At 72.7% G+C, this 24628-nt stretch carries 21 protein-coding genes; 8 read left to right on the top strand and 13 right to left on the bottom strand.

What is annotated here, in order from left to right; all coding sequences use genetic code 11:
* The first annotated feature begins 25 nt into the window (after positions 1-25).
* Complete coding sequence (locus V7S47_RS10265; RefSeq protein WP_336561481.1) at positions 26-1999, top strand: eCIS core domain-containing protein; 1974 nt, start codon at positions 26-28, stop codon at positions 1997-1999.
* Positions 1996-2526, top strand: a complete 531-nt coding sequence (locus tag V7S47_RS10260) for a hypothetical protein (RefSeq protein WP_336561480.1) — start codon at positions 1996-1998, stop codon at positions 2524-2526. Before V7S47_RS10265 ends, V7S47_RS10260 begins: the two co-directional genes overlap by 4 nt.
* 59 nt (positions 2527-2585) lie before the next feature.
* On the opposite strand, the gene V7S47_RS10255 is transcribed toward V7S47_RS10260, so the two are convergent.
* The 5 genes from V7S47_RS10255 to V7S47_RS10235 all read right to left on the bottom strand — a co-directional run bounded on the left by V7S47_RS10255 (position 2586) and on the right by V7S47_RS10235 (position 9437).
* Positions 2586-3965 (bottom strand): M16 family metallopeptidase, encoded by a 1380-nt coding sequence (locus tag V7S47_RS10255; RefSeq protein ID WP_336561479.1) that lies wholly within the window; start codon positions 3963-3965, stop codon positions 2586-2588.
* Between the two features lie 7 nt (positions 3966-3972).
* Positions 3973-6219 (bottom strand): polyribonucleotide nucleotidyltransferase, encoded by a 2247-nt coding sequence (locus tag V7S47_RS10250; protein ID WP_336561478.1) that lies wholly within the window; start codon positions 6217-6219, stop codon positions 3973-3975.
* Between the two features lie 243 nt (positions 6220-6462).
* A complete protein-coding gene (gene rpsO / locus V7S47_RS10245; RefSeq protein ID WP_090852529.1) occupies positions 6463-6738 on the bottom strand; it encodes a 30S ribosomal protein S15 in 276 nt (91 codons plus the stop codon).
* Between the two features lie 211 nt (positions 6739-6949).
* Entirely contained in the window at positions 6950-7210 is a 261-nt protein-coding gene (locus V7S47_RS10240) for a DUF6458 family protein (RefSeq protein ID WP_090852533.1), read from the bottom strand.
* A 52-nt stretch (positions 7211-7262) separates the two neighbouring features.
* Positions 7263-9437: an MMPL family transporter gene (locus V7S47_RS10235; protein ID WP_336561477.1), complete on the bottom strand. Its 2175-nt coding sequence runs from the start codon at positions 9435-9437 to the stop codon at positions 7263-7265.
* Between the two features lie 108 nt (positions 9438-9545).
* On the opposite strand from V7S47_RS10235, the gene V7S47_RS10230 reads away from it, so the two are divergent.
* Positions 9546-10721, top strand: coding sequence for a sensor histidine kinase (locus tag V7S47_RS10230; RefSeq protein WP_336561476.1), 1176 nt, complete (start codon positions 9546-9548; stop codon positions 10719-10721).
* On the top strand, positions 10673-11314 hold the full coding sequence (locus tag V7S47_RS10225) for a response regulator transcription factor (protein ID WP_336561474.1): 642 nt from the start codon (positions 10673-10675) through the stop codon (positions 11312-11314). The genes V7S47_RS10230 and V7S47_RS10225 overlap by 49 nt, the downstream gene beginning before the upstream one ends.
* A gap of 24 nt (positions 11315-11338) precedes the next feature.
* On the opposite strand, the gene V7S47_RS10220 is transcribed toward V7S47_RS10225, so the two are convergent.
* From V7S47_RS10220 to ptsP, 3 genes are all read right to left on the bottom strand, one after another.
* The gene (locus V7S47_RS10220; protein WP_336561473.1) at positions 11339-12133 is read right to left on the bottom strand and encodes an HAAS signaling domain-containing protein; all 795 of its coding nucleotides are present in this window, start codon (positions 12131-12133) and stop codon (positions 11339-11341) included.
* Positions 12130-12465: a PadR family transcriptional regulator gene (locus V7S47_RS10215; protein WP_336561472.1), complete on the bottom strand. Its 336-nt coding sequence runs from the start codon at positions 12463-12465 to the stop codon at positions 12130-12132. Before V7S47_RS10215 ends, V7S47_RS10220 begins: the two co-directional genes overlap by 4 nt.
* 80 nt (positions 12466-12545) lie before the next feature.
* Positions 12546-14240, bottom strand: coding sequence for a phosphoenolpyruvate--protein phosphotransferase (gene ptsP / locus V7S47_RS10210; protein WP_336561471.1), 1695 nt, complete (start codon positions 14238-14240; stop codon positions 12546-12548).
* Positions 14241-14337: 97 nt separating this feature from the next.
* Between ptsP and V7S47_RS10205 the strand changes: the two genes are divergently transcribed.
* The 4 genes from V7S47_RS10205 to V7S47_RS10190 are packed head-to-tail and all read left to right on the top strand — an operon-like array spanning position 14338 to position 18455.
* The gene (locus tag V7S47_RS10205) at positions 14338-15105 is read left to right on the top strand and encodes a DeoR/GlpR family DNA-binding transcription regulator (protein WP_336561470.1); all 768 of its coding nucleotides are present in this window, start codon (positions 14338-14340) and stop codon (positions 15103-15105) included.
* Positions 15102-16061: a 1-phosphofructokinase family hexose kinase gene (locus V7S47_RS10200; RefSeq protein ID WP_336561469.1), complete on the top strand. Its 960-nt coding sequence runs from the start codon at positions 15102-15104 to the stop codon at positions 16059-16061. The genes V7S47_RS10205 and V7S47_RS10200 overlap by 4 nt, the downstream gene beginning before the upstream one ends.
* Complete coding sequence (locus V7S47_RS10195; RefSeq protein WP_336561468.1) at positions 16062-18167, top strand: PTS fructose transporter subunit IIABC; 2106 nt, start codon at positions 16062-16064, stop codon at positions 18165-18167.
* 30 nt (positions 18168-18197) lie between these two features.
* On the top strand, positions 18198-18455 hold the full coding sequence (locus V7S47_RS10190) for an HPr family phosphocarrier protein (RefSeq protein ID WP_090852564.1): 258 nt from the start codon (positions 18198-18200) through the stop codon (positions 18453-18455).
* 265 nt (positions 18456-18720) lie between these two features.
* Here the strand turns inward: V7S47_RS10190 and V7S47_RS10185 are convergent, their stop codons facing one another.
* The 5 genes from V7S47_RS10185 to infB all read right to left on the bottom strand — a co-directional run.
* The gene (locus V7S47_RS10185) at positions 18721-19722 is read right to left on the bottom strand and encodes a hypothetical protein (RefSeq protein ID WP_336561467.1); all 1002 of its coding nucleotides are present in this window, start codon (positions 19720-19722) and stop codon (positions 18721-18723) included.
* The gene (locus tag V7S47_RS10180) at positions 19719-20654 is read right to left on the bottom strand and encodes a bifunctional riboflavin kinase/FAD synthetase (protein ID WP_336561466.1); all 936 of its coding nucleotides are present in this window, start codon (positions 20652-20654) and stop codon (positions 19719-19721) included. Before V7S47_RS10180 ends, V7S47_RS10185 begins: the two co-directional genes overlap by 4 nt.
* Before the next feature lie 25 nt (positions 20655-20679).
* Positions 20680-21546, bottom strand: a complete 867-nt coding sequence (gene truB / locus V7S47_RS10175) for a tRNA pseudouridine(55) synthase TruB (protein ID WP_336561465.1) — start codon at positions 21544-21546, stop codon at positions 20680-20682.
* Positions 21543-21995 (bottom strand): 30S ribosome-binding factor RbfA, encoded by a 453-nt coding sequence (gene rbfA / locus V7S47_RS10170; protein ID WP_336561464.1) that lies wholly within the window; start codon positions 21993-21995, stop codon positions 21543-21545. The genes truB and rbfA overlap by 4 nt, the downstream gene beginning before the upstream one ends.
* 74 nt (positions 21996-22069) lie before the next feature.
* Positions 22070-24628: translation initiation factor IF-2 (gene infB, locus V7S47_RS10165; protein WP_336561463.1), on the bottom strand; the 2559-nt coding region annotated here is incomplete at its 5' end.

The following is a 24628-nucleotide window of genomic DNA, read 5'->3' as shown; positions in this document are numbered from 1 at the left end:
GGTCCCGAGGGTCCAGACTTCATCCATGAGCACGGAGCGCGATCACGTCGCGCAGCCCGCCCCCGCCCCGATCGTCCAGCGCGCGGCGGCCGAGGTCGCGACCCCCGCGGCGCCCGTCCCGCTGCCCGCGGCCGGACCGGCCATCGGCAGCCTGGTCGTGGGCCACGCCGAGGACCGTGCCGAGGCCGACGCCGACAAGATGGCCGACGTCGCCCTCTCCCGCCTGCGGCGCCTCGAGATCGGTGGCGCGCCCGCTGACTCCGCCCCCGACGTCCACCAGCACGGTCCCGGCTGCGATCACCTGCGTCGCTCCCCCGCCCCCAGCGGGAGCCCGGTCGTCGGCTACGAGGGCGGTGCCCTCGACTCCGGCACCAGTTCGGCCATCGAGAGCCGCCGGGGATCCGGCAAGCCGCTCGACGCCGAGGTGCGGCGCCGCATGGAGGGCGCCTTCGGCGCCAGCTTCTCGGGCGTTCGCATCCACGCCGACGACTCCGCCGCCAAGCTGAACACCGCCGTCTCCGCCCGCGCGTTCACCACCGGCAAGGACGTCTTCTTCGGCAAGGGCCAGTACGCGCCCGGCACCGCCTCGGGCGACAAGGTGCTCGCCCACGAGCTGGCCCACACGCTGCAGCCGTCCGGGGGCGCGCAACGGTTGGTCTCGGACCGCTCGCGCGCCGCCGTCTCCCGCGGAGTCGCGGTCTCGGACCAGATCCGGCGGGTCAACTGGAAGTTCTGGAAGAAGACCCCCGAGGAGCAGGCGGCCGCCGACCAGAAGAAGCAGGACGCGGCGGACAAGAAGGCGAACACGGCCTACTCCGGGCCCTCCGGCGCCGTTCCCTCGCTCGGCAAGGAGGTCGGCAAGGGCGTGGCCGGCGTCGGCCTCGTCGCGGGGGCCACGGTGGCCAGCATGGTGACCGGCCAGGCCGCGCTGAGCGGCCTGAGCGGCCAGACCAGCGGCGGCCTGGTGAGCGGCGACTCCGGTGTCGTCGGCAGCCTGTCCGGCAGCACCCTGCGCGACGAGGGCCAGGAGTTCGGCGACGAGGGCGCCACTGCTCTCGGCAACCGCAAGGGCAAGTCCCAGGGCATGAGCGGCGCGCTCGGCGCCGCGGGTGCCGCCAAGGCGGGCGTCGAGACGGCGTACGTCGTCAGCGCGGCCGGCGGCAGCTCCGCAGCCAAGCTCGGCATGAAGGGCGCGCTCGAGCTCGGCAAGGGTGCGGGCGACGCCGCCCTGCGCGGCGCCGCCGGCGGCCTGGGCATCGCCACCGGCGCGGTGACGACCCTCCAGGGGCTCTGGAAGGGCTACAAGGCGGGCAAGAAGCTCTGGGCGCTCACCCGTGGCAAGGGCCGCAGGATGCTCTCCGGGCAGGGCCCGTTGTGGAAGCAGGCGATCGTCAAGGCGCAGCGCTACAAGCTGGCGATCGCGGCCGCCAAGACGGCCCTGGGCGTGCTCGGCATCGCCGCGGGCGCGCTCGTCCTGGCCAGCAACCCGGTCGGGTGGGGCATCGGTCTCGCCGCGGCCATCGTCGGCGGCGGGATGGCGATCGCCAAGATCGTCGGCAAGGTCAAGGACGCCAAGAAGCGGGCTCAGATCTCCGAGGACATCAAGGCCGGCAAACCGCTCGAGGCCGCGGTGCTGCCCGAGATCCCGAAGAAGGAGCTGCCTGGCGCTGCCGCACCGACCGTGCGCGAGAAGTCCCGCAAGGAGGCGATCGAGCACGCCAACACGGTCGCCCGGGAGGCCTCTGACCTGGGCGCGCTGGCGGGCACCATGCGACACGCGCTGGCGGCCGGTGGCGACTGGGCGATCGTCCCGGCCGCGGCCGAGCTCGACGAGGAGCACGGCGTCCCGATCGAGCAGACCCTCGCCACCGACGGGCAGCAGCAGATGCACGACAGCTTCATGCTCCTCGCCTCCATCGGCGTGAAGGCCGAGGAGGCGCTCTCCGACTCCGGGCAGGACCTGATCGAGAAGAAGATCTCGCTGGTCGAGGCCCTGTGACGGAGCAGGATCCCGCCCACCGGCTGTTGGGCCTGCTCGCCGACGAGCTCCACACCGCCGACATTCCCGGCTGGGTGCTTCCCCCCGTCGGTGACGCGCCCGCCCAGCTGGTGGTGCCCATCGGCGACGGCGACGCGCCCGAGGAGCCGACCGTCCTCGTCTGCTTCCTGCCCGGGCACGACGACCCGGCCGTGCTGCAGTACATGACCGTGCTCGACCACGACGTGCCCCTGGCCGCCGTGCCGACCGTGGCCCGGCTGCTGCACCTGCTCAACACCAACCTGGTGGTGGCGGGATTCGAGTTGGGTGAGACCTTCTCCTCCGTCGTCTTCCGCCACAACCAGGCGGTCTCGGTCGACCCGCTCGACCCGGCCGTCGTCGCCTGGACCCTGACCATGGTCGCTCACGCAGTCGTGCACTACGACGCGCTGGTCGCCGCGGCCTGCGCCGGCACCGAGATGGCGGAGCTGTCCCGGTCCTTCGCTGGGATCCAAGCCGCGATCTTCGCGCCCGACGCGCCGGAGTAGAGCGCCGAGCGAGGGGCGGCGAGACACCGGCAGCGCCGGGTCCCGCGGCGCCCGTCGTCCTAGGCCGGACCGACCACCGCGAGGATCTCGCGCTGGCCGAAGACCGCGGCCGCGATGGCCCGCACGTCCTCGACCGTGACGGCGTCGATGCGGGCCATCACCTCGTCGATGCTGAGCAGCTCGTCGTAGACCAGCTCGGCCTTGCCGATCCGCGACATCCGGGAGCCGGAGTCCTCGAGGCCGAGGACCAGGCCGCCGCGGAGCTGGCCCTTGCCGCGGGACAGCTCCTCGGCGGAGATGCCCTCCTCGGCGACCTTGGCCAGCTCGGCCCGGACCACCGCGAGCACGTCGTCGAGCTTGCTCGGCAGGCAGCCCACCGAGACCCCGACCAGACCGGAGTCGGCGTGGTGGCTGGCGAAGGAGAAGACCGAGTAGGCCAGGCCCCGCCGCTCGCGCACCTCCTGGAACAGTCGGCTCGACGTGCCGCCGCCGAGGGCGGTGTTGAGCACGCCCAGCGCGAAGCGCCGGTCGTCGTTGCGGGGCAGGCCCTTCATCCCCAGGACCACGTTGACCTGCTCGAACGGACGGGTCGCCTCGACGGTGCCGGGGTGCACCCGCAACGGCTTCCCGGAGCCGCGGGGGGCCACCGGGGCCTCGTCGCCGCTGAGGAAGTCGCGACGGGCGAAGGAGCGCTTGACCTGGCGCACCAGGGCGGCGTGGTCGACGTTGCCGGCGACCGCGACGACCATGTTGGCCGGCCGGTAGTGCTTGCGGTAGAAGCGGAGGATCTGCTGACGGGACAGCGCGCCGATCGAGTCGACGGTGCCACCGATGTCGCGACCCAGGGGCGACGTCGCGCCCCAGGCCTGCGCGGCGAAGAGGTTGTGCACCACGTCGTCGGGGTCGTCGTCGTGCATCGCGAGCTCGTCGAGGATCACGTCGCGCTCGGCCTCGACGTCCTCGTCGGTGATCTCGGAGCTGGTGATCATGTCGCCGAGCACGTCGACGGCCAGCGGCAGGTCCTCGTCGAGGACCCGCGCGTGGAAGACGGTGTACTCCTTGGCGGTGAAGGCGTTGAACTCGCCGCCGACCGCGTCGAGCGCGATCGAGATGTCGAGCGCGGAGCGCTCCGCCGTGCCCTTGAAGAGCAGGTGCTCCAGGAAGTGGGAGCAGCCGTGCAGGGTCGCGCTCTCGTCGCGCGAGCCGACGCCGACCCAGACCCCGATCGCAGCCGATCGGGCACCGGTGAGGTGCTCGCTGATGACCCGCAGCCCGCCGGGCAGGACGGTACGACGCACCAGCGACGTCACCTGGCCGTCGGCGTCGCGGACGGTCTGCAGGGTCTTCGTCGAACCGGTCCTCCGGGTCGACTTCTGGGGAGAACGGGCCGACCGGCCAGCAGTTGCCTGCTGGCCGGTCGGCTCGGTGCGGGGTGCCACGTGGAGGTCAGGCCTCCTCGGAGGCAGCCTCGGTCGCTTCGGCGGCCTCGGTCTCCTCGACGACCGGGACCAGCGACAGCTTGCCGCGGTCGTCGATCTCGCCGATCTGGACCTGGATCTTCTGGCCCACGGAGAGGACGTCCTCCACCGCGTCGACGCGCTTGCCGCCAGCGAGCGGGCGCAGCTTGCTGATGTGCAGCAGGCCGTCCTTGCCGGGCATCAGCGAGACGAACGCACCGAAGTTCGTCGTCTTGACGACGGTGCCGAGGTAGCGCTCGCCGACCTCGGGCATCGTCGGGTTGGCGATCGCGTTGATCGCCGAGCGGGCGGCGTCGGCGGACTCGCCGTTGGTGGCACCGATGTAGATGGTGCCGTCGTCCTCGATCGAGATCGACGCGCCCGTGTCGTCCTGGATCTGGTTGATCACCTTGCCCTTCGGGCCGATGACCTCGCCGATCTTGTCGACGGGGATCTTCACGGTGATGATGCGCGGCGCGGTGGCCGCCATCTCCTCGGGCTCGTCGATGGCCTCGGCCATGACGTCGAGGATCGCCAGGCGGGCGTCCTTGGCCTGGTTCAGCGCGGCGCCCAGGACCTCGGCGGGGATGCCGTCGAGCTTGGTGTCGAGCTGCAGCGCGGTGACGAACTGGCGCGTGCCGGCGACCTTGAAGTCCATGTCGCCGAAGGCGTCCTCGGCACCGAGGATGTCGGTCAGCGCGACGTACGACGTCTGGCCGTCAACCTCACCGGAGATGAGGCCCATCGCGATGCCCGCGACCGGCGCCTTCAGCGGCACGCCGGCCTGCAGCAGCGACATGGTCGAGGCGCAGACCGAGCCCATCGAGGTCGAGCCGTTGGAGCCCATCGCCTCGGAGAGCTGGCGGATCGCGTAGGGGAACTCCTCGCGGGTGGGCAGCACGGGGAGCAGCGCCCGGCGCGCCAGGGCGCCGTGGCCGACCTCGCGACGCTTCGGGGAGCCGACGCGGCCGGTCTCGCCGGTGGAGAACGGCGGGAAGACGTACTTGTGCATGTAGCGGCGGTGCTTCTCCGGGGACAGCGTGTCGAGCTGCTGCTCCAGCTTCAGCATGTCGAGGGTGGTGACCCCCAGGATCTGGGTCTCGCCGCGCTCGAACAGCGCCGAGCCGTGCACCCGCGGGATCACGTCGACCTCGGCGTGCAGCGGGCGGATGTCGGCCAGGCCGCGACCGTCGATGCGGACCTTGTCGCGCAGCACCTGGCTGCGGATGGCCTGCTTGGTGACGGCCTTGTAGGCGGCGCCGACCTCCTTCTCGCGGCCCTCGAACTTGTCGGCGAGCTGCTCCAGCAGGGAGACCTTGATGCGGTCGCCCTCGTCCTCGCGCTCCTGCTTCGACAGCGGCCGCTCGCGGTCGCCGCCGACGCTGTAGAGGTCGGTCACCGCGTCGCCGACGGCGGCCTGGACGGCCTCGAAGACGTCGTCCTCGAAGTCGAGGAAGATCGGGAACTCCTGGATCGGCTTCGCCGCGACGTTGGCGAGCTCCTGCTGCGCCTCGACGAGCTGCTTGATGAAGGGCTTGGCGGCGTCGAGGCCACCGGCCACGACCTCCTCGGTCGGCGCGGTGGCGCCGCCGGCGATCAGCTCGATGGTCTGCTCGGTGGCCTCGGCCTCGACCATCATGATCGCGACGTCACCGGTCTCGGTCACCCGACCCGCGACGACCATGTCGAACACGGCGTCCTCGAGCTGGCTGTGGGTCGGGAACGCGACCCACTGGCCCTTGATGAGCGCGACGCGGACGCCGCCGACCGGGCCGGAGAACGGCAGGCCGGAGAGCTGCGTCGACATCGACGCGGCGTTGATCGCGAGGACGTCGTACGGCGCGTCGGGGTTGAGCGCCAGCACGGTGATGACGACCTGCACCTCGTTGCGCAGACCCTTCTTGAAGGTCGGGCGCAGCGGGCGGTCGATGAGGCGGCAGGTGAGGATGGCGTCCTCGCCCGGACGACCCTCGGAACGGAAGAACGAGCCGGGGATCTTGCCCGCGGCGTACATCCGCTCCTCGACGTCGATCGTCAGGGGGAAGAAGTCGAAGTGGTCCTTCGGGTGCTTGCCGGCGGTGGTCGCCGACAGCAGCATCGTGTCGTCGTCGAGGTAGGCGGTCACGGAACCGGCCGCCTGGCGGGCCAGCAGGCCCGTCTCGAACTTGACGGTGCGGGTGCCGAACGTGCCGTTGTCGAGAACAGTCTCGACGGCGTGGATGACGGGATCGGTCAAGGATTCGTCCTTGTCTTGCTCGCGGAGCGAACCACTGCGTCCCGCGTGAGGCGAGGCCGGTCTTCGATCGAGGCCCGCAGCACGGAGCCGACGTCGTCGGCGTCCTGAGAGCCACTACCGAGGACCGAGCCAGAACGGGCGGGTCGCTCCTGTGGTGGGGTGTTCAGTTGGAATCTAGCGCAGCGCAGGGGCAGCGCTGTGAAAAGCGTGAAGGGCCCACCGGGGTGAGCCCTTCACGGGGTGTCAGCGGCGCAGGCCGAGACGCTCGACGATCGAGCGGTAGCGCGCGATCTCGGTCTTCTGCAGGTAGTTCAGCAGCCGCCGGCGCTGGCCGACGAGCAGCAGCAGACCACGACGGCTGTGGTGGTCGTGCTTGTGGGTCTTCAGGTGCTCGGTCAGGTGGCTGATCCGGTGGCTGAGCAGCGCGATCTGCACCTCGGGCGAACCGGTGTCGCCCTCGGTCGTCGCGTACTCGGCGATGATCTTCTTCTTGGTCTCCGCGTCGGTGCCGATAGACATGCGGGGGCTCCCTCTCTGGTTCGCTGCGCGGCGCGCCGGGGCCTGTTCACCCGGGCACTCTGGATCCGCGGCCGTTGTACGGCGATGGTCGTGACGTGCGGTCGTCCGTGACGGACAACCGATCAAGGCTATCGCGAGGCCGGACAGGGCCCAAATGCAGACCTGCCGCCCTCCCTCGCGGGACGGGCGGCAGGCCGTGGTGGTGCGCAGGTCAGATCGGGGCGCCGGGGTCGGCGTGCGTGCTGCGGCGCTCCTGGACGGTCTGCGAGCCGTCCGCGTGGGTCGTGGTGGCGACCGTGCCGGTACGACGGCTGCTGGCGCTGGTGGCGGCCGTGATCACGAGGGCGAGCACCCCGACCCCGGCCAGGATGTAGCCGGCGGTGGTGAGGTCGACGCCGGAGATGGAGTCCTGTACCGCGAAGGACAGGATCAAACCGGCGGCCAGGAGGAAGATCCCCAGTCCGTAGCCCATGACAACTCCTTGCTGCTCCGGCCGTCCCCGGTGGACGGTCCACCGGGCCCAGTCACCGTTGTCCGACCTCCGCAAACGCCCGGTCGGTCTCGACCACCGGCTCGCCCCGGGGCGGGGTCGGGCGGCTGGGCCACCAGGCCCGCTCCCCCAGCAGCACCAGCGCCGCGGGCAGCAGCACCAGCCGGACCAGGGTCGCGTCGAGCAGGATCGCGGCGGAGAGCCCGACGCCCATCATCTTCATCTCCAGCATCGACAGGGTGGCGAAGATGGCGAACACCGAGACCATCACCGCGGCGGCGCTGGTCACGACCCCGGCGGTGTCGGCCACGCCGCGCTGGACCGCGACCCGGGTCGGCAGGCCCTGGTCGACGTACTCGCGGACCCGGCTGACGACGAAGACGTGGTAGTCCATCGACAGGCCGACCAGCACGACCAGCACGAACAGCGGGAGCCAGTCGATCACGAAGCCGGAGCTCTCGAAGCCGAGCAGGGACTCGAACCAGCCGTGCTGGAAGACCAGCGTCATCAGCCCGAAGGCCACGCCGACCGAGCCGAGGTTCAGGACGGTCGAGACGAGGGCGACCGGCAGGCTGCGGAAGGTCGTGGCCATGATGACCAGGGTCAGCAGCAGGACGAAGCCGATCACCAGCGGCAGCCGCTCCTGCAACCGTTCCACGAAGTCCAGCGACTCGGCAGCGCCGCCGCCGACGACCGCCTCCGCACCCGGTACGTCGACCGCGGCCGGCACCAGGTCGGTCCGCAGGTCGCGGAGCGCCTCGTCGACCCGTTCGTCGGACTCCGCGAACGGCATCGCGAGCTCCAGGACCGACGTACGGCCGTCGTCGGAGACCTCCACCTCAGGGACGTCGGAGCCGGTCGCGACGAAGGAGCCGGTGGCGACCGCGTCGTCGGCGAGCCGCTCCAGGGCAGCGCGGACGTCGTCCGCGTCGTCGGCCCCGGCCCGGACGACGACCTCGGCGGTGGTGCCCTCCGACGGGAAGGCGGCCGTCACGTCACGCATCGTCTGCACCTCGGGGATCGAGGCGGGCAACGTCTCCAGGTTGGCCTGGTGGGTCTTCATCCCGAGGGCCGGTACGGCGAGCGCCACGACGACCGTGCCCGCCAGCGCGAGGGCCGCCACCGGGTGGGCCACGACCGGGACGAGCAGGCGACGGCTGATGCCGCCGCGGCCGATCCGCGCGTTCAGCCGCCACAGCAGCGGCACGCGCGGGCGGTCGACCCGGTGACCGAGGCCCCCGAGCAGCGCGGGCAGCACGGTGATCGAGCCGAGGACGGCGATCGCGACCACCAGGATCGAGCCGACGGCCAGCGAGTTGAAGGTGCTGTCGCCGACCAGGAACAGCCCGGCCATCGCGGCGATCACGGCGCCTCCGGAGACCAGGATCGAGTGGCCGGAGGTCTGGGCGGCGATCTCGACCGCGTCGATCGTGCTCCGGCCCTTCGCGCGCTCCTCGCGCTCGCGCTTCAGGTAGAACAGCGAGTAGTCGACACCGACGGCCATCCCGATCAGCACGATCATGCTCGCGACGGTGTCGTCGAACGGGACCAGGTGCGAGAGCGGGGCGCTGATGCCGATGGTCGCGGCGACGCTGGTCGCGGCCAGCAGGACCGGGAGCCCGGCGGCGACCAGGGCCCCGAAGGCCACCAGCATCAGGACCAGGGTGATCGGCAGGCTGATCAGCTCGGCCGAGCCCAGATCCTCGGCGACCCGCTCGTCGATGGCGGCGTCGAGGGTGAGGTCGCCGGACTGGCGGATCCGCAGGTCCGGGTGCTCGGCGGCGACCCGGTCGGACACCGCGACCAGCGGGTCCGCGTCGTCGCCGTGGTCGAGCGCGAGCCGGACGGCCAGCAGCAGCGCCGTACGGTCCGGGCTCCACTGGGGCTCCGCGACGCCGGCCACGTCGTCGAGACCGGCCAGGCCGTCGGTGAGCTCGGCGGCCGCGGCGGTCATCGCCGCGGCGTCCTGGCCGGTGATCAGCACCAGCTCGGAGTCGGGGTCGTCGAGGCCGGCCTGCTCGACCAGCTGGTCGGCGCGGCCGGACTCGCCGAGCCGGTAGTCGGCGTCGGACGCCTCGTGGGTCGGGACCATCACGGCGAGGCCGACGGCCACCGCGACCAGGGCGAGCCAGCCGAGGACGGCGCGCCAGGGGTGGGCCGCGCTCCAGCGGGCGGCCCGGATGGGGACGGAGGTGAGGGGGTTCGTCATGGCTCCAGCCTCGTGAGCCGCGACGCCCGCGGCAGGGGCGTGCGGACCCCGACCGGAGGTGGTGCCAGCACCACCGCGCGGACGTCGTACGTCGGCGAGGATGTGGGGGTGAGTGACGCCGCCGCCTCTGCCCCCGCACCTGCCCCACCGGGGCGGCTGCTGATGACCGGGTACGCCGGCCTGCAGGTGCTGCTGCTCGTGCCCGCCGTGCTGCTGTTCGTGCTCTGGATCGTCGGCGGCGTGCTGATGGTCGTCTGGGTCGGCGCGCTGCTGCTGGCGGTGGCCGTGCCGGGCACCCGGGCGCTGGCGAACCTGCACCGCCGGATGGCGTCGCGGGTGCTGGGCCATCCGCTGCCCGCGCCGTACGCGCCGCTGGCGGGGCTCTCCCCGATCGCCAAGCTCCGGGCGGTGGCCCTGGACCCGATGACCTGGCGCGACCTGGGCTGGCTCGTCGTGACCTCGACGGTGGGCTTCGCGCTGTCGCTGCTCGTGGTGCTGCTGCTCGTCTGCGTCGTCACCTGGTGGGTGTGGTGGTACGCCTCGGCACCGCTGATGCGGCTGCGCAGCGCCATCGACCGCACCCTGCTCTCCCCCGGCACCACCGAGCGGCTCTCGCAACGGGTGCAGCAGCTGACCGAGACCCGGGCCGACCTGGTCGACCACTCCGCCGCCGAGCTGCGGCGCCTCGAGCGCGACCTGCACGACGGCGCGCAGGCCCGGCTGGTCGCGCTGTCGATGAGCCTCGGCATGGCCGACTCGATGTTCGCCTCCGACCCCGAGAAGGCACGCCGGATGGTGAGCGATGCACGCGAGACGACCACGGCCGCACTGGGCGAGCTGCGCTCCGTCGTACGGGGGATCCACCCGCCGGTGCTCGCCGACCGCGGCCTGGCCGGCGCGGTCGAGGCGCTCGCGCTCGACATGGCCGTGCCCGTCGACGTGACGGCCGCGCTGCCCGGCCGCCCGCCCGCGCCGGTGGAGTCCGCGGTCTACTTCGCGATCGCCGAGTGCCTGGCCAACATCGGCAAGCACGCGGCGGCGCAGCACGCCTGGATCCGGCTCGACCACGCGGCGGGGGTGCTCCGCGCGGAGGTCGGCGACGACGGACGCGGAGGTGCGTCCGCGGAAGCCGGGACCGGGATGCGGGGTGTCATGCGTCGCCTCGGGGCCTTCGACGGCACCATGATGGTCTCCAGCCCGGTCGGCGGGCCCACCATCATCACCCTGGAGGTCCCGTGCGGCTTGTCCTCGCCGAGGACCACGCCCTCCTCCGGGCCGGTCTGACCCAGCTCCTGGAGGCGCACGGCTTCACCATCGTCGCCGCGGTCGACAACGCCGGCGACCTGGAGCAGGCCCTGCGTCGGCCCGACGCCGAGGGCGCCGTGCTCGACGTCCGGATGCCGCCGACGCACACCGACGAGGGTCTGCGGGCGGCGATCGCCGTACGCGCCGAGCGGCCGGCGTTCCCCGTCATGGTCCTCTCGCAGTACGTCGAGCACCTCTACGCCCGCGAGCTGCTGGCCAGCGGCGAGGGCGCCGTCGGCTACCTCCTCAAGGACCGGGTCTCCGACGTCGAGGAGTTCGTCGAGGGCGTACGACGCGTCGGCGCCGGCGGCACCGTCCTCGACCCCGAGGTGGTCGCCACGATCATGGCCCGCCGCCGCGAGGAGCCGGTCGACCGGCTCAGCCCGCGGGAGCGCGAGGTGATCGCGCTGATGGCCGAGGGCCGCTCCAACACCGCCATCGCCACCCAGCTCGTCGTCACCGAGAAGGCCGTCGCCAAGCACATCAACAGCATCTTCACCAAGCTCGACCTGCCGCTCGACACCGACGCCCACCGGCGGGTGCGGGCGGTGCTGGCCTGGCTGCGGCTCTAGGACCCGCTCGACCCCGTCCCCCGATCAGCAGGCGTCGACGTTCATCGGCAGGGCCCGCTCGCCGGTGGCGTCCCACACGTAGGCGCCCTCGATCACCCGGCCCTGCAGGTCGCGCACCTCCAGCACGCAGGCCTGGCCGCCCTGGTAGGTCACGGCGTTGTCGTCGTCGACGGTCGCGTCGCCGTAGAACTGCCACCCCCGCTCCTCCGCGACGTGCCAGGCCAGGTTGTCGGCCGCACCCGGGAGGAGGCCGACGGCGCTCAGGTTCAGGCCGACCAGCAGCAACCGGGCCGCCACGGACGTCGCGAGCAGGCGGTCGACCCGCCAGGCCCGCCGACCCAGCTGGACGCTGACGACGACGTACGCGGCCAGGACGACCAGCCAGAGGCCGTCGAGGACGACGTAGGGGCCACGGAGGTCCTGGGTGACCATCCAGGCCACCCAGGCCCGGGCCACCCACCAGGCGGGTCGGAGCGCGGTGAGGAAGCCGCGCAGGTCGCCGGGCAGCGAGTCCAGCAGCCGGTCCCAATGCGCGTGGGCCGCGTCGAGCGCCTCCATCGCCGCGGCCGGTAGCGCCCACTCCCGCGCCCGACGGACCGCCACCGGCGGGTGGCCGGCCCCCGTCCGCAGCTCGCGCGCGTAGTCGCCCGGGTCTCCGAGCGACTCGGCTCCGTGCTCGGCGACCAGCTCCGACAGGTCGGCCTCGAGGCCCGCCGTGAGCTCCTGCCGCTCGTCCGGCGGCAGGTCGGTCATCAGGTCGCGGACCCGCGCGACGAACGCGAGCACCTCCGGGCGGACGTCGGTACTGTGCTCGCTCATGCGATCGCTCCCTGCGGGTGGTCGAGGAGGGTGGTCACCGACGTCGCGAAGCGTCGCCAGTCCTCGCCCTGCCGCTTCAGCTCGCCGCGGCCGGACGGGGTGATGCCGTAGTACTTGCGGTGCGGGCCGGCCTCCGACGGCACGACGTACGACGTCAGCAGGCCGGCGGCGTAGAGGCGCCGGAGCGTGCCGTAGACCGAGGCGTCCCCGATGTCCTCGAGCCCGCCGTGCCGGAGCCGTCGGACGATGTCGTAGCCGTAGCCGTCCTCGGCGTCGACCACGGCGAGCACCGCGAGGTCGAGCACGCCCTTGAGGAGCTGAGTGCTGTCCATGCGTCGCACACTAGTGCGCAGTACGCACTAGTGTGCGAACGCCACAGCCCGGCGTGTCGCGCACGCCGGGGCGACAGACCTCAGCCCCGGTCGAGCACCTCGAGCACCGCGGCGCGCGCGGCCATCGGGTCGGCCGCGGACAGCGCGGCCTCCGCGGCCTCCTCGCACACGTCCATGGTCACCGAGGCCAGCCGCGCCCCCACCGGGCGTACGGCGGCCGCGGCCATCGACAACGACGTGATGCCCATCCCGACCAGGGCGACGGCCAGCAGCGGGTCGGCCGCCGCCTCGCCACAGACGCCGACCGGCTTGCCGGCCTGCTGGCCCGCGTGGGCGGTGATGGCGATCAGCTGCAGCACGGCCGGCTGCCAGGGGTCGGTGAGGTGGGCCAGGTCGGTGGCCATCCGGTCGGCCGCCATGGCGTACTGGGTCAGGTCGTTGGTGCCGATCGACAGGAAGTCGACCGCCTCCAGCATCCGGTGCGCGAGCAGTGCCGCGGAGGGGACCTCGACCATCACGCCCGCCTTCAGGCCGCGACTGCGGACCTGGTCGGCGAAGGCCTGTGCCTCGGCCACAGTGGCGACCATCGGGGCCATCACCCAGGTCTCGGTGCCGGTCGACTCGGCCGCGGCGGCGATGCCGTCGAGCTGGCGCTCCAGCAGCTCGGGGTTGTCGAAGGAGAGCCGGAGGCCACGGACGCCGAGGGCCGGGTTCTCCTCGCCCTCGTGCGTGGCGAACGCGACCGGCTTGTCGGAGCCCGCGTCGAGGGTGCGGACCACGACGTACTTGCCCGCGAAGGGGCGCAGCACCTCGGCGTAGATCTCGGCCTGCTCCTCGACCGACGGCTCGTCCTTGCGGTTGAGGAAGCACAGCTCGGTGCGGAACAGCCCGACGCCCTCGACCGGCGCCTCCGCGGCGTGCGTCGAGGACTCGCCGTCGGCGACGTTGGCCAGCACCTTCACCCCGGCACCGTCGGCCGTCCGGCCAGGGCCCTCCCAGGCCGCCAGCGCGGCCCGCGCCTCGCGGTCGGCGGCGACCTTGCGCTCCGCCTCCGCCGCGTCCGGGTCGGTCTCGATGGTGCCCGCAGTCCCGTCGACCAGCAGCGGCGTGCCACCGGCCAGCTCCATGGCGCCGCCGACGCCGACCACGCACGGGATGCCGAGCTGGCGGGCGATGATCGCGGTGTGGCTGGTCGGGCCGCCACGCTCGGTCACCAGCGCCAGGACCAGCGCGGGGTCCAGGCCCGCGGTGTCGGAGGGCGCGAGGTCCTCGGCGACCAGCACCGACGGCTCGGACGGGGTCGGGACGCCCGGCTCGGGCTCCCCCACCAGGTGGGCGGTGACCCGGCGCTCGATGTCGCGCAGGTCGGTGACCCGCTCGGCCATCAGCCCGCCCATGCCGGTGAAGATCCCGACGAACTGCTCGACGCCCGCGCGCAGCGAGGCCAGCAGGTCGTCGCCGGTGCGCAGGTGCTTGCGCACCGCGCTGCGCAGTCCCTTGTCCTTGGCCAGCCCGGCACTCGCGGTCAGCACCTCGGCCGCGGCCCCGGACGCCTTCTCGGCCTTGCGCGCGAACCCGTCGGCGACCGCGGCGACGGCGTCGTCGTACGCCGCGAGGGCCGCCTCCTCGTCGGCGGGACCGTTCGACGCGTAGGCCTCGACGGCGGCCGGCGACACCTCGGCCCGGGCCAGCAGGGCCGGGCCGAACGCGGCGCCCGGGACGACAGGGGTGCCGGTCAGGACGGCGGACGAAGCAGCGGGAGATCCGGTGACCATGCTCACAAGTAAACGCCCCCGCCGCCTTGACAGTCAACACAAACGGGTCTAAAACAACAGATATAAAGATCGGGCATCAGGGAGGAGGTGGCGGGCGATGTACGCCGAGGAACGCCAGCAGGCGATGGCCCAGCTCGTGGCCGAGCACGGACGCCTGTCCGTCAACGTACTCGCCGAGCGGTACGACGTCACCACCGAGACCGTCCGCAGGGATCTGTCCGCCCTGGAGCGGATGGGTCTGGTCCGGCGCGTGCACGGTGGCGCCGTACCGTCCGACAGCCTGGCGGTGATCGAGTCCGGGCTGCTGGAGCGCGACCAGGCGAACACGCCGGAGAAGGAGCGGATCGCCCGTGCGGCGCTCGACCTGCTCCCCCCGGTCGGGGCGACGGTGCTGCTCGACGCCGGCACCACCACCAACCGGCTGGCCAGCCTGCTCCCCCGCGACCACCGGCTGGTGGTCTTCACCCACGCCGTCCCCGTCGCCGCCCGCCTGGCCGGCAACCCGCAGGTCGACCTGCACCTGCTGCCGGGCCGGGTCCGGCTGACCACCCAGGCCGCGGTCGGCGCCGACACGGTCGCCGCGATCTCCCAGCTCCGCGCCGACGTGGTGTTCCTGGGCAGCAACGGCGTCACCGCCGAGCACGGGCTGTCGACGCCTGACCACGACGAGGCCGCCGTCAAGCGCGCCCTGGTCCAGAGCGCGCGGCAGGTCGTCGTCCTGGCCGACTCCAGCAAGGTCGGCGTCGAGTCGCCGATCCGCTTCGCGTCGCTGGCCGAGGTCGACGTGCTGATCACCGACTCGGGGATCGACCCCGCGGACGAGGCGGCTCTCGCCGCCGCCGGAGTGGAGGTCCGAACCGCATGATCATCACCCTCACGCCCAACCCGAGCCACGACCGGACGGTGACGCTCACCGGCGAGCTGGAGCGCGGCGCCGTCCAGCGCGCGGAGTCGGTGCTGTCGCAGGCCGGCGGCAAGGGGGTCAACATCTCGCGCGCCTCGGTGGCCGCCGGGATCCCCTCGATCGCCGTGCTGCCGGCCGCCAAGGACGACCCGTACGTCCTGGAGCTGCTCGCCGCGGGCATCGACTGCCGCCCGGTGCCGAACGACGGCACGCTGCGCGTGAACATCACCATCAGCGAGCCCGACGGCACCACCACCAAGCTCAACAGCCCCGGTCCGACGGTCACGCCCCTGGTGCTCCGGGGACTCGCCGAGTCGCTGCGGCGACGGGCCGCCTCCGCCGACTGGATCGTGCTCGCCGGCTCGCTGCCGCCCGGCGCCCCCGTCGAGTGGTACGCCGAGCTGGTCGGCGCCCTGCGCGACACCGGCGCCCGGATCGCGGTCGACACCAGCGACGCGCCGCTGCGCGCCCTCGTCGAGCGGCTGGCCGAGGCCCCGCCGCACCTGATGAAGCCGAACGGCGAGGAGCTGGCCTCCTTCACCGGGGGCGACCCCGACCTGCTGGAGTCCGACCCGCTGGCGGCGGCGAAGGCGGCCGCGACCCTGGTCGACCAGGGCGTCGACACGGTGCTCGCCACGCTCGGCGCGCACGGCGCCGTCCTCGTCACGGCGGACGGTGCCTGGCACGCCACGCCCCCGCCGACCGAGGTGGTCAGCACGGTCGGAGCAGGAGACTCCAGCCTGTTCGGGTACCTGCTCGGCGACATCCAGAACAAGCCCCCCGCCCAACGACTCGCGCTCGCCGTCGCCTACGGCAGCGCGGCCGCCGGACTACCCGGCACGACCATCCCGCACCCCACGCAGGTCCGCCCCGAGCTCGTCTCGGTGCGCGACCTGCGCCCCACCCAGGGAGACTGAATGTCCGACCTGATCACCTCGGCCCTGGTCCGCCTCGACGCGGACCTCGGTGCCGACAAGCACGACGTGATCCGGGCTCTCGCCGGTGTCGTCTCCGACGCCGGTCGCGCCACCGACGTCGACCAGATCGTGACGGACGCCCTCGCCCGCGAGGAGACCTCGCCGACCGGACTGCCCGGCGGCATCGCGATCCCCCACTGCCGCACCGCCGGCGTGGACGAGCCCACCCTGGCGTTCGCGCGGCTGAGCCCGCCCGTCGACTTCGGGGCCAAGGACGGGCCGGCCGACCTGGCCTTCCTGATCACGGCCCCGGCCGGGGGCGACGCCACCCACCTGCAGCTGCTGACCAAGCTCGCCCGCGCCCTCGTGAAGCCGGCCTTCACCGACTCGCTGCGCGCCGCCGAGACGCCCGAGGAGGTCGTCGAGCAGATCGAGCTGGTGCTCGGCGCCGCCCCGGCCCCGAAGCCCGCCGCCGCCCCGCCGCCGGCCGTCGACAAGGTCGAGGGCAAGGCTGAGAACAAGGCCGAGGAGAAGCCGGCCGAGGCCGCGCCCGCCGCCCGCCACCTGGTGGCCGTGACCGCGTGCCCGACCGGCATCGCGCACACCTACATGGCCGCCGAGGCCCTCGAGGCCGCCGCCGCCCGGGCCGGCGTCGAGATCGCCGTCGAGACCCAGGGCTCCGCGGGAGCCAAGCCGCTCGACCCCGCGACCATCGCCGCCGCGGACGCTGTCATCTTCGCCGTCGACGTGGGTGTCCGCGACCGCGGCCGGTTCGCCGGCAAGCCGCTCGTCTCCTCGGGGGTCAAGCGCCCGATCGACGAGGGCGACGCGATGATCGCCGAGGCTCTCCGGTACGCCGGCGACCCGAACGCCCCGCGCGTCGAGGGGTCCGCCTCCGGAGGCGGCGGCGAGTCCAGCGCCTCGTCCGGCGCGGGCGAGAGCTGGGGCGGTCGGACCCGTCGGGTGCTGATGACCGGCGTGTCCTACATGATCCCGTTCGTCGCTGCCGGCGGCCTGCTGATCGCGCTGGGCTTCCTGCTCGGCGGTTACGAGATCGTCGGTCCGTACGGCGACATCGCGGTCAACAACACGCTCTTCGACCTGCCCGACCCGGACGCGCTCGGTCTCGAGCACGCGCTGTTCGGCTCCGGGCTGATGGCCTACCTGGGCGCGCTGTTCTTCATCATCGGCAAGACCGCCTTCATCTTCTTCATCCCGGCGCTCGCGGGCTACATCGCGTACGCCATCGCCGACCGACCCGGCATCGCGCCCGGTTTCATCGTGGGCGGCCTCGCGGCCAACGTCTTCGCGGTGAACGACGGCAACGGCGGCGACCTTCCGGCCACGGGCTTCCTCGGCGCCATCGTCGGCGGTGTGCTCGCGGGCCTGATCGCGCACTGGATCGCCGGCTGGAAGGTGCCGACCTGGGCTCGCGGACTGATGCCCGTGCTGGTCATCCCGCTGCTCACCTCGATCATCGCCGGCCTGCTGATGATCGTGGTCTTCGGCAAGCCGATCGGCTGGCTGATGGACCAGCTCAACGACGGTCTGAACTCCATGAGCGGCAGCTACGCCGTCCTGCTCGGCATCGTCCTCGGCCTCATGATGGCCTTCGACATGGGCGGCCCGCTCAACAAGGTGGCCTACAGCTTCGCGGCCGCCGGCGTCGGCGGCGCGGCCCTCGCCTCGGACGCCCCCGAGCTGAAGATCATGGCTGCGGTCATGCTCGCCGGCATGGTCCCGCCGATCGCCCTGGCCCTCGCGACCGTCGTCCGCCCGAGCCTGTTCAACGTCCCCGAGCGGGAGAACGGCAAGGCCGGGTGGCTGCTGGGCGCCTCCTTCATCACCGAGGGCGCGATCCCGTTCGCGGCGGCCGACCCGCTGCGCGTCATCCCGGCGATCATGGCCGGCAGCGCCGTCACCGGCGGCCTGTCCATGGCGCTCGACGTCAGCGTCCGCGCGCCGCACGGCGGTATCTTCGTGATCTTCGCGGTCGACGGCGTCCTCGGGTTCTTCATCGCCCTCATCGCCGGCGTCCTGGTCGGCGCCGCCGCCGTCATCGCCCTGAAGTCGTTCGGCAAGACCACGGCCCCCGCGGCCGCCTGAGCGTCCTACCCAACCCGAGAAGGAGAACCCATGCCCACCAAGTCCGTGACCGTCGGCTCCGCCGTCGGCCTGCACGCCCGTCCCGCCGCGATCATCTCGGAGGCCGCCGGCGAGCTCGACTCCGAGGTGCTCATCGGCATCCCCGGTGACGAGGCCGTCGACGCCAGCTCGGCGCTGCTGATCATGACCCTGGGCGCCGGCAAGGGCGACACGGTCGAGGTCTCCGGCGATAACGAGGCCGACGTCGACGCCATCGCCGCCCTCGTCGAGAAGGACCTGGACGCCTGACCCCCTGATCGCCGAGTCGGCAGAAACTGAGGGCCGAGTCAGCACTACTGGTGCTGACTCGGCCCTCGTTTTCTGCTGACTGGGCTTTTCGGGGACAGGTAGGCGACGGTGACGGGGTTCCCCCGCGGCCGGCCGCTGCCGATCGACCGACCAGCGGGTCCAGCCCTCGTCCCGTCCCCGATCGGCGAGGCGATGCCAGCTGCGGTTCCAGGGCCACCTGCGCTCGTGGCAGGAGACCTCCAGGTCGCTGACCTCCCGGAGATCGTCATGAACGTGCGCGCAGGGCGAGGTAGACCGCCCGGACGCCGACCGCCCGCTCCATCTCGTGCAGGACGCTGCCGAAGAACTGCTCTCGATAGGTCTCGTCGGTCACCGTCGACACGGTGAGGTAGAGGCTCGAGAAGGACGCCAGGAAGACCGAGACCTGGACCAGCTCGAAGGACAGGGTCGGGAAGCGCGGGACGTTGTGCACGGCGGCCGCCCCCTCCCCGGTCCAGGTGCCGACGATCTCGGGGTCCATGATCATCGCGCCGAAGAGCATGAAGAACGCGAAGACCGTGACCGCGAGGAGCAGCACCTGGGTGGCCTGGATGACCACCAGGACCAGGACCAGGTTCCAGCGCTCGTAGCCCGACACCTCCGCGTACGACGCCGGATCGCCGTCGGGGTCGTCGACCAGCTCGCGGGCCGCCCGCTCGAGCGGCGTCCCCGCGGTCGACTTCAGCAGCAGCGTCTCGTCGACGTGGTCGTCCGTCCGGTCGACCTCCTCGGGCAACCGGACGAGCAGGAAGGCACCGGCCAGGGTGCCGAAGAGCAGCGCGACCAGCCACAACCGGCCGCCGTCGAGGTACGCCGACACCTGCCAGACCTCGGCGTTGATGAACAGGAAGGTGACGAAGACCAGCAGCAGCGGCAGCGCCCGGGTCATCATCGGCAGCAGCGTCCCGAGGGAGCGGAAGGTGCGCGCGAGCGCCCAGGCCACGATCGGGCGCGCCTGCAGCGCGGTCAGGGCGTACCAGGTCGCCACCAGGCCGAAGACGGTCCACAGGACCGCCGGCAGCAGGCTGCGCTCGTCGTCGGCCCAGACCGCCACCGCGATCGCGACGGCCGCCGCCCCCAGTGCGGTCCCCAGCACGAGGGGCACGATCCGCCGTGGCCGCAGGGCTGACCGGACCGCAGCCCGGTTCTCGGGCACGAAGTACGTCAGGCCGTGCTGCAGGAACCACTGGTCCGTGGCGGCGACGGTCTCGGCGGTCGACGTGCTCACGAGGAGAGGAGCACCCGGGCGCGGTCGACGTCGGCGTCCATCTGCACGATGAGCTTCTCGACCGACTCGAAGGCGACCATCCCCCGCAGCCGGTCGACGAAGGACACCTCGACCTCCACGCCGTAGAGCTCCAGGTCGGTGCGGTCGAGCACATAGCTCTCGACCCGGCGCTCGCGGACGCCGTCGAAGGTCGGGTTGGTGCCGACGCTGATCGCCGCGGGGAAGGTCTCGCCGGTGTCGAGGCGGCGCAGCCAGCCGGCGTACACGCCGTCGGCCGGCGCGGCGGTGAGCCCGTCGGTCGGGACGTTGGCGGTCGGGTAGCCGAGCTCACGGCCGCGCTGGTCACCACGGACGACGATCCCGCGGACGGCGTACGGCCGACCGAGCGCCTCGGCGGCACCGGCGACGTCGCCGGTCGCCAGGCAGGTGCGGACGTACGTCGACGACCAGACCATCGGTCCGCCGTCGAGCGGGATGCCCTCGGCGGTGAAGTCGTGCCGCTGACCCAGGAGGGCCAGCGTCGCCACGTCGCCGGCGGCCTTGCGCCCGAAGCGGAAGTTCGCCCCGACCACGACGGCCGCCGCCGCCAGGGTGTCGACCAGGACGCGGAGCACGAACTCCTCCGGCTCCCAGCCCGCCACGTCGAGGTCGAAGGGGACGGCGAGCACCGCATCCGCACCGGCGTCGCCGAGCAGCTCGGCCCGCACCTCGATCGAGGTCAGCGTGCTCGGGGCGTGCTCGGGCCGCAGCACGGCCATCGGGTGCGGGTCGAAGGTGACGGCGACCAGGGTCAGGCCGTCCCGGTCGGCCAGGTCCCGGGCCCGGGCCAGCACCCGCCGGTGGCCGAGGTGGACCCCGTCGAAGTTGCCGATGACGACGGCCGTGCGACCGAGGTCGGCCGGGACGTCGTCGAGGGAGCGCCAGATCTGCACGGACGAAACCCTACTCAGCGCGGGGTCAGACGAAGACGGCGACCGGCCGGGCCCGGCCCTCGCGCGGCTCGTAGAGCGCCAGGAACTCGCCGTCGGGTGCGAACACCGCCGTCAGCGCGTCGAGCGGTACGTCGATCGGCCGCCCCACCCGGACGTCGCGCGTCTGCTCGTCGTCGAGCTCGACCGCCGGGAAGGCGGCCCGGGCCGCGTCGGCCACCGGGAGCACCGCGAACGACTCCCCCAGCTCCTCCAGGGTCCGGGCGACGCCGAGGTCGTAGGGCCCGACCGCCGTACGACGCAGCGCGGTGAGGTGCCCGCCGACGCCGAGCGCGGCGCCGACGTCGCGGGCGATCGCCCGGACGTAGGTGCCGCTGGAGCAGCGCAGCGAGACGTCGACGTCGAGGCACTCGCCCACGACGCGGTGGTCGAGGACCTCCAGCGCGTGCACGGTGACCGGCCGGGCCTTCAGCTCGACCTGCTCGCCGTCGCGGACCCGCTGGTAGGCCCGCTTGCCGTCCACCTTGATCGCCGACACGGCGGTCGGGACCTGCAGCAGCTCGCCCACCTGCTCGGCGAAGGCCGCCCGCACGACCGCCTCGTCGAGGTGGTCGGCCGCCGCGGTCGCGGTGACCTCACCCTCGGCGTCGTCGGTCGTCGTGGCGACGCCGAGCCGCACGGTGGCGTCGTACCCCTTCTCGGTGAGCATCAGGTGCCCGAGCAGCCGGGTGGCCCGGTTGACCCCGAGCACCAGGACGCCGGTCGCCATCGGGTCGAGCGTGCCGGCGTGGCCGACCTTGCGGGTGCCGGCAAGCCGGCGTACCCGCGAGACGACGTCGTGCGAGGTCATGCCCCCCGACTTGTCGACGACGACCAGACCCGCGTCGTCGGTCACGACTCGTCGTCGTCCTCGTCCGGCTCGTCGCCGATCTCGCGAGGCTTCTTGTACGGGTCCTCGTCACCGGCGTAGGCCGCGCCGCGGCGGGCCGCGACCTCGTCGTCGAGCGCCTTCGCCCGGGCCAGCACCTCGTCGAGGTGACGCGCCTCCTCGGGCAGGGCGTCGCGCACGAAGGTCAGGGTCGGGACGATCCGGGTGCCGAGCTGGCGTGAGACCTCCGAGCGCAGCACCCCCTTGGCCGACTCCAGGGCCGCGGCGGTGCCGGCGGCCTCCTCGTCGTTCCCGAGCACCGTCCAGAAGATGGTGGCCTGCTGGCCGTCGCCGGTCAGCCGGACGTCGGTGATGGTCACGAAGCCCAGCCTCGGGTCCTTGATCCGGCGCTCGAGCATCTCGGCGACGACGACCTTGATCCGGTCGGCGACGCGGCGTACGCGGGGATTGGCCATGGTTCCTACTCTCGCATCGTCAAACGCGTGTCGGCGCGACCCCCGCAGGGACCGCGCCGACACGACGGGGTGGATCAGCTGCGGGCGATCTCGCGCATCTCGAAGGATTCCACGATGTCGCCGATCTCGATGTTCTGGTAGTTCTTCAGCACCAGACCACACTCGAAGCCCTCGCGGACCTCGGACGCGTCGTCCTTCTCCCGCTTGAGCGAGGCCAGGTCGAGGTTGTCCGCGACGATCTTGCCGTCGCGGAGCAGCCGCGCCTTCGCGTTGCGTCGCAGCAGGCCACTGGTGACCATGCAACCGGCGATGTTGCCGATCTTCGACGAACGGAAGATGTTGCGGATCTCGGCCTGCCCGAGGACGGACTCCTCGTAGATCGGCTTGAGCATGCCCTTGAGGGCCGCCTCGATCTCCTCGATGGCCTGGTAGATCACCGAGTAGTAGCGGATCTCCACGCCCTCCTTGTCGGCCATCTCGGTCGCCTTGCCCTGCGGGCGGACGTTGAACCCGATGATGATCGCGTCGGAGGCCGCGGCCAGGTCGACGTTGGTCTCGGTGATCGCACCGACGCCGCGGTCGATGACCCGCAGGCTGACCTCGTCGCCGACGTCGATCTGCGACAGGGCGTCCTCGAGCGCCTCGACGGAACCGGACACGTCGCCCTTGAGGATGAGGTTGAGCTCCTGGCTCTCGCCCTTCTCCATGGAGGCCATGAAGTCCTCGAGGGTACGACGCACGCGGCGCTTGGCCTGCATGGCCGCCCGCTCGCGCGACTCGCGCTTCTCGGCGATCTGACGGGCCATGCGGTCGTCCTCGACCACGATGAAGTTCTGGCCCGCACCCGGCACCGCGGTCAGACCCAGCACCATCGCGGGACGCGACGGGTAGGCCTCGGTGATGTTCTCGCCGTGCTCGTCGAGCATGGCGCGCACGCGGCCGTAGCCGGCGCCCGCCACGATCGAGTCGCCCACGCGCAGCGTGCCGCGCTGGACCAGCACCGTGGCCACCGGACCGCGACCGCGGTCCAGGTGGGCCTCGACGACCAGACCCTGGGCGTCCTGCGTGGGGTTGGCCCGCAGGTCGAGCGACGCGTCGGCGGTCAGCACGACCGCCTCCAGCAGCTTGTCGAGGTTGAGCTCGGACTTCGCCGAGACGTCGACGAACATCGAGTCGCCGCCGTACTCCTCGGGCACCAGGCCGTACTCGGTCAGCTGGCCGCGGACCTTCGTCGGGTCGGCGTCGGGCTTGTCGATCTTGTTGACCGCCACCACGATCGGGACACCGGCGGCCTTGGCGTGGTTGAGCGCCTCGACCGTCTGCGGCATGACGCCGTCGTCGGCCGCCACCACGAGGATCGCGATGTCGGTCGCCTGGGCACCACGCGCACGCATCGCGGTGAACGCCTCGTGACCCGGGGTGTCGATGAAGGTGATGCGACGCTCGTCGCCGTCGACCTCGGCCGAGACCTGGTAGGCACCGATGTGCTGGGTGATGCCACCGGCCTCCTTGTCGACGACGTTGGCGTTGCGCAGCGCGTCGAGGAGCTTGGTCTTTCCGTGGTCGACGTGACCCATGACCGTGACGACCGGGGGTCGCACGACCAGGTCGGACTCGTCGCCCTCGTCGGCACCGAACTCCAGGTCGAAGCCCTCGAGCAGCTCGCGGTCCTCGTCCTCGGGCGAAACGACCTGGACGACGTAGTTGAGCTCCTCGCCGAGCAGCTCGAACGTCTCGTCGTTGACCGACTCGGTCGCGGTCACCATCTCGCCCAGGCTGAACAGCATCTGCACGAGCGCGGCGGCGTCGACGCCGATGCGCTCGGCGAAGTCGGTCAGCGAGGCGCCACGGGGCAGCTTGACGGTCTCGCCGTCGCCCTTGCGGACGCGCACGCCACCGATCGTCGGGGCCTGCATGGCCTCGAACTCCTGGCGACGGGCCCGCTTCGACTTGCGACCACGGCGCGACGGACCACCGGGGCGACCGAAGGCACCCTGGGTCTGACCGCGCTGGCCGGGACGGTTGCCGCCACCGGGACGACCGCCGCCCGCGGGGCCGAAGCCACCCGGACGACCGGGCGCACCGGCACCGGCGCCACCGCCGGGACCACCGCGACCGGGAGCACCGGGACGACCGGCACCCGGGCCACCGCGACCCGGCGCGCCGGGACGACCGGCACCGGGGCCACCGGGGCCACGACCGCCGGGGCCGCCACCGAAGGCGGCCGGGGACTTGGGCATCATCGCCGGGTTCGGGCGCGGCATGCCGGGACGGCCCGGAGCGCCACCATCACGCGCGGCCGGCGGCCGGGGCGGACGGTTGTCGCCACCCGCGGCCGGAGCGGCGGGAGCGCCCGCGGCCGGGGTCTCGCCACCACGCGGCGGCGCGGGCTTGCGGCCCATGCCCTGGCTGGAGGCGAACGGGTTGTTGCCCGGGCGCGGCGCACCCGGACGGCCGACGGGCCGCGGCGCGGGCGTCGGCCCCTTGGGCGCGGCCGGAGCCGGAGCCGAGGCGGCCGGAGCCGCGGGCGGCTCGGGAGCCTCCGGGGCCGGGGCCTTCTCGGCGGGAGCGGCCGGACCGGGCTTGGGGCCCGGGCGCGGCGCGGCCTTGGGAGCGGGAGCAGCCGGCGCGGC

Origin of the sequence: Nocardioides sp. CCNWLW216, from assembly GCF_037120545.1 — a bacterium.
Classification (GTDB): Bacteria; Actinomycetota; Actinomycetes; order Propionibacteriales; family Nocardioidaceae; genus Nocardioides; species Nocardioides lianchengensis.
Note: the sequence above shows the minus strand (reverse complement) of the source record. Positions and strands in the feature narration are given on the sequence as shown.

Bases quoted from the DNA above. Each gene is read 5' to 3' on its own strand.
- V7S47_RS10265 (WP_336561481.1), top strand. From the start codon at position 26: ATGAGCACGGAGCGCGATCACGTCGCGCAGCCCGCCCCCGCCCCGATC.
- rpsO (WP_090852529.1), bottom strand. From the start codon at position 6,738: ATGTCTATCGGCACCGACGCGGAGACCAAGAAGAAGATCATCGCCGAG.
- V7S47_RS10240 (WP_090852533.1), bottom strand. From the start codon at position 7,210: ATGGGCTACGGACTGGGGATCTTCCTCCTGGCCGCCGGTTTGATCCTG.
- V7S47_RS10235 (WP_336561477.1), bottom strand. From the start codon at position 9,437: ATGACGAACCCCCTCACCTCCGTCCCCATCCGGGCCGCCCGCTGGAGC.
- V7S47_RS10220 (WP_336561473.1), bottom strand. From the start codon at position 12,133: ATGAGCGAGCACAGTACCGACGTCCGCCCGGAGGTGCTCGCGTTCGTC.
- V7S47_RS10215 (WP_336561472.1), bottom strand. From the start codon at position 12,465: ATGGACAGCACTCAGCTCCTCAAGGGCGTGCTCGACCTCGCGGTGCTC.
- ptsP (WP_336561471.1), bottom strand. From the start codon at position 14,240: ATGGTCACCGGATCTCCCGCTGCTTCGTCCGCCGTCCTGACCGGCACC.
- V7S47_RS10205 (WP_336561470.1), top strand. From the start codon at position 14,338: ATGTACGCCGAGGAACGCCAGCAGGCGATGGCCCAGCTCGTGGCCGAG.
- V7S47_RS10200 (WP_336561469.1), top strand. From the start codon at position 15,102: ATGATCATCACCCTCACGCCCAACCCGAGCCACGACCGGACGGTGACG.
- V7S47_RS10195 (WP_336561468.1), top strand. From the start codon at position 16,062: ATGTCCGACCTGATCACCTCGGCCCTGGTCCGCCTCGACGCGGACCTC.
- V7S47_RS10190 (WP_090852564.1), top strand. From the start codon at position 18,198: ATGCCCACCAAGTCCGTGACCGTCGGCTCCGCCGTCGGCCTGCACGCC.
- rbfA (WP_336561464.1), bottom strand. From the start codon at position 21,995: ATGGCCAATCCCCGCGTACGCCGCGTCGCCGACCGGATCAAGGTCGTC.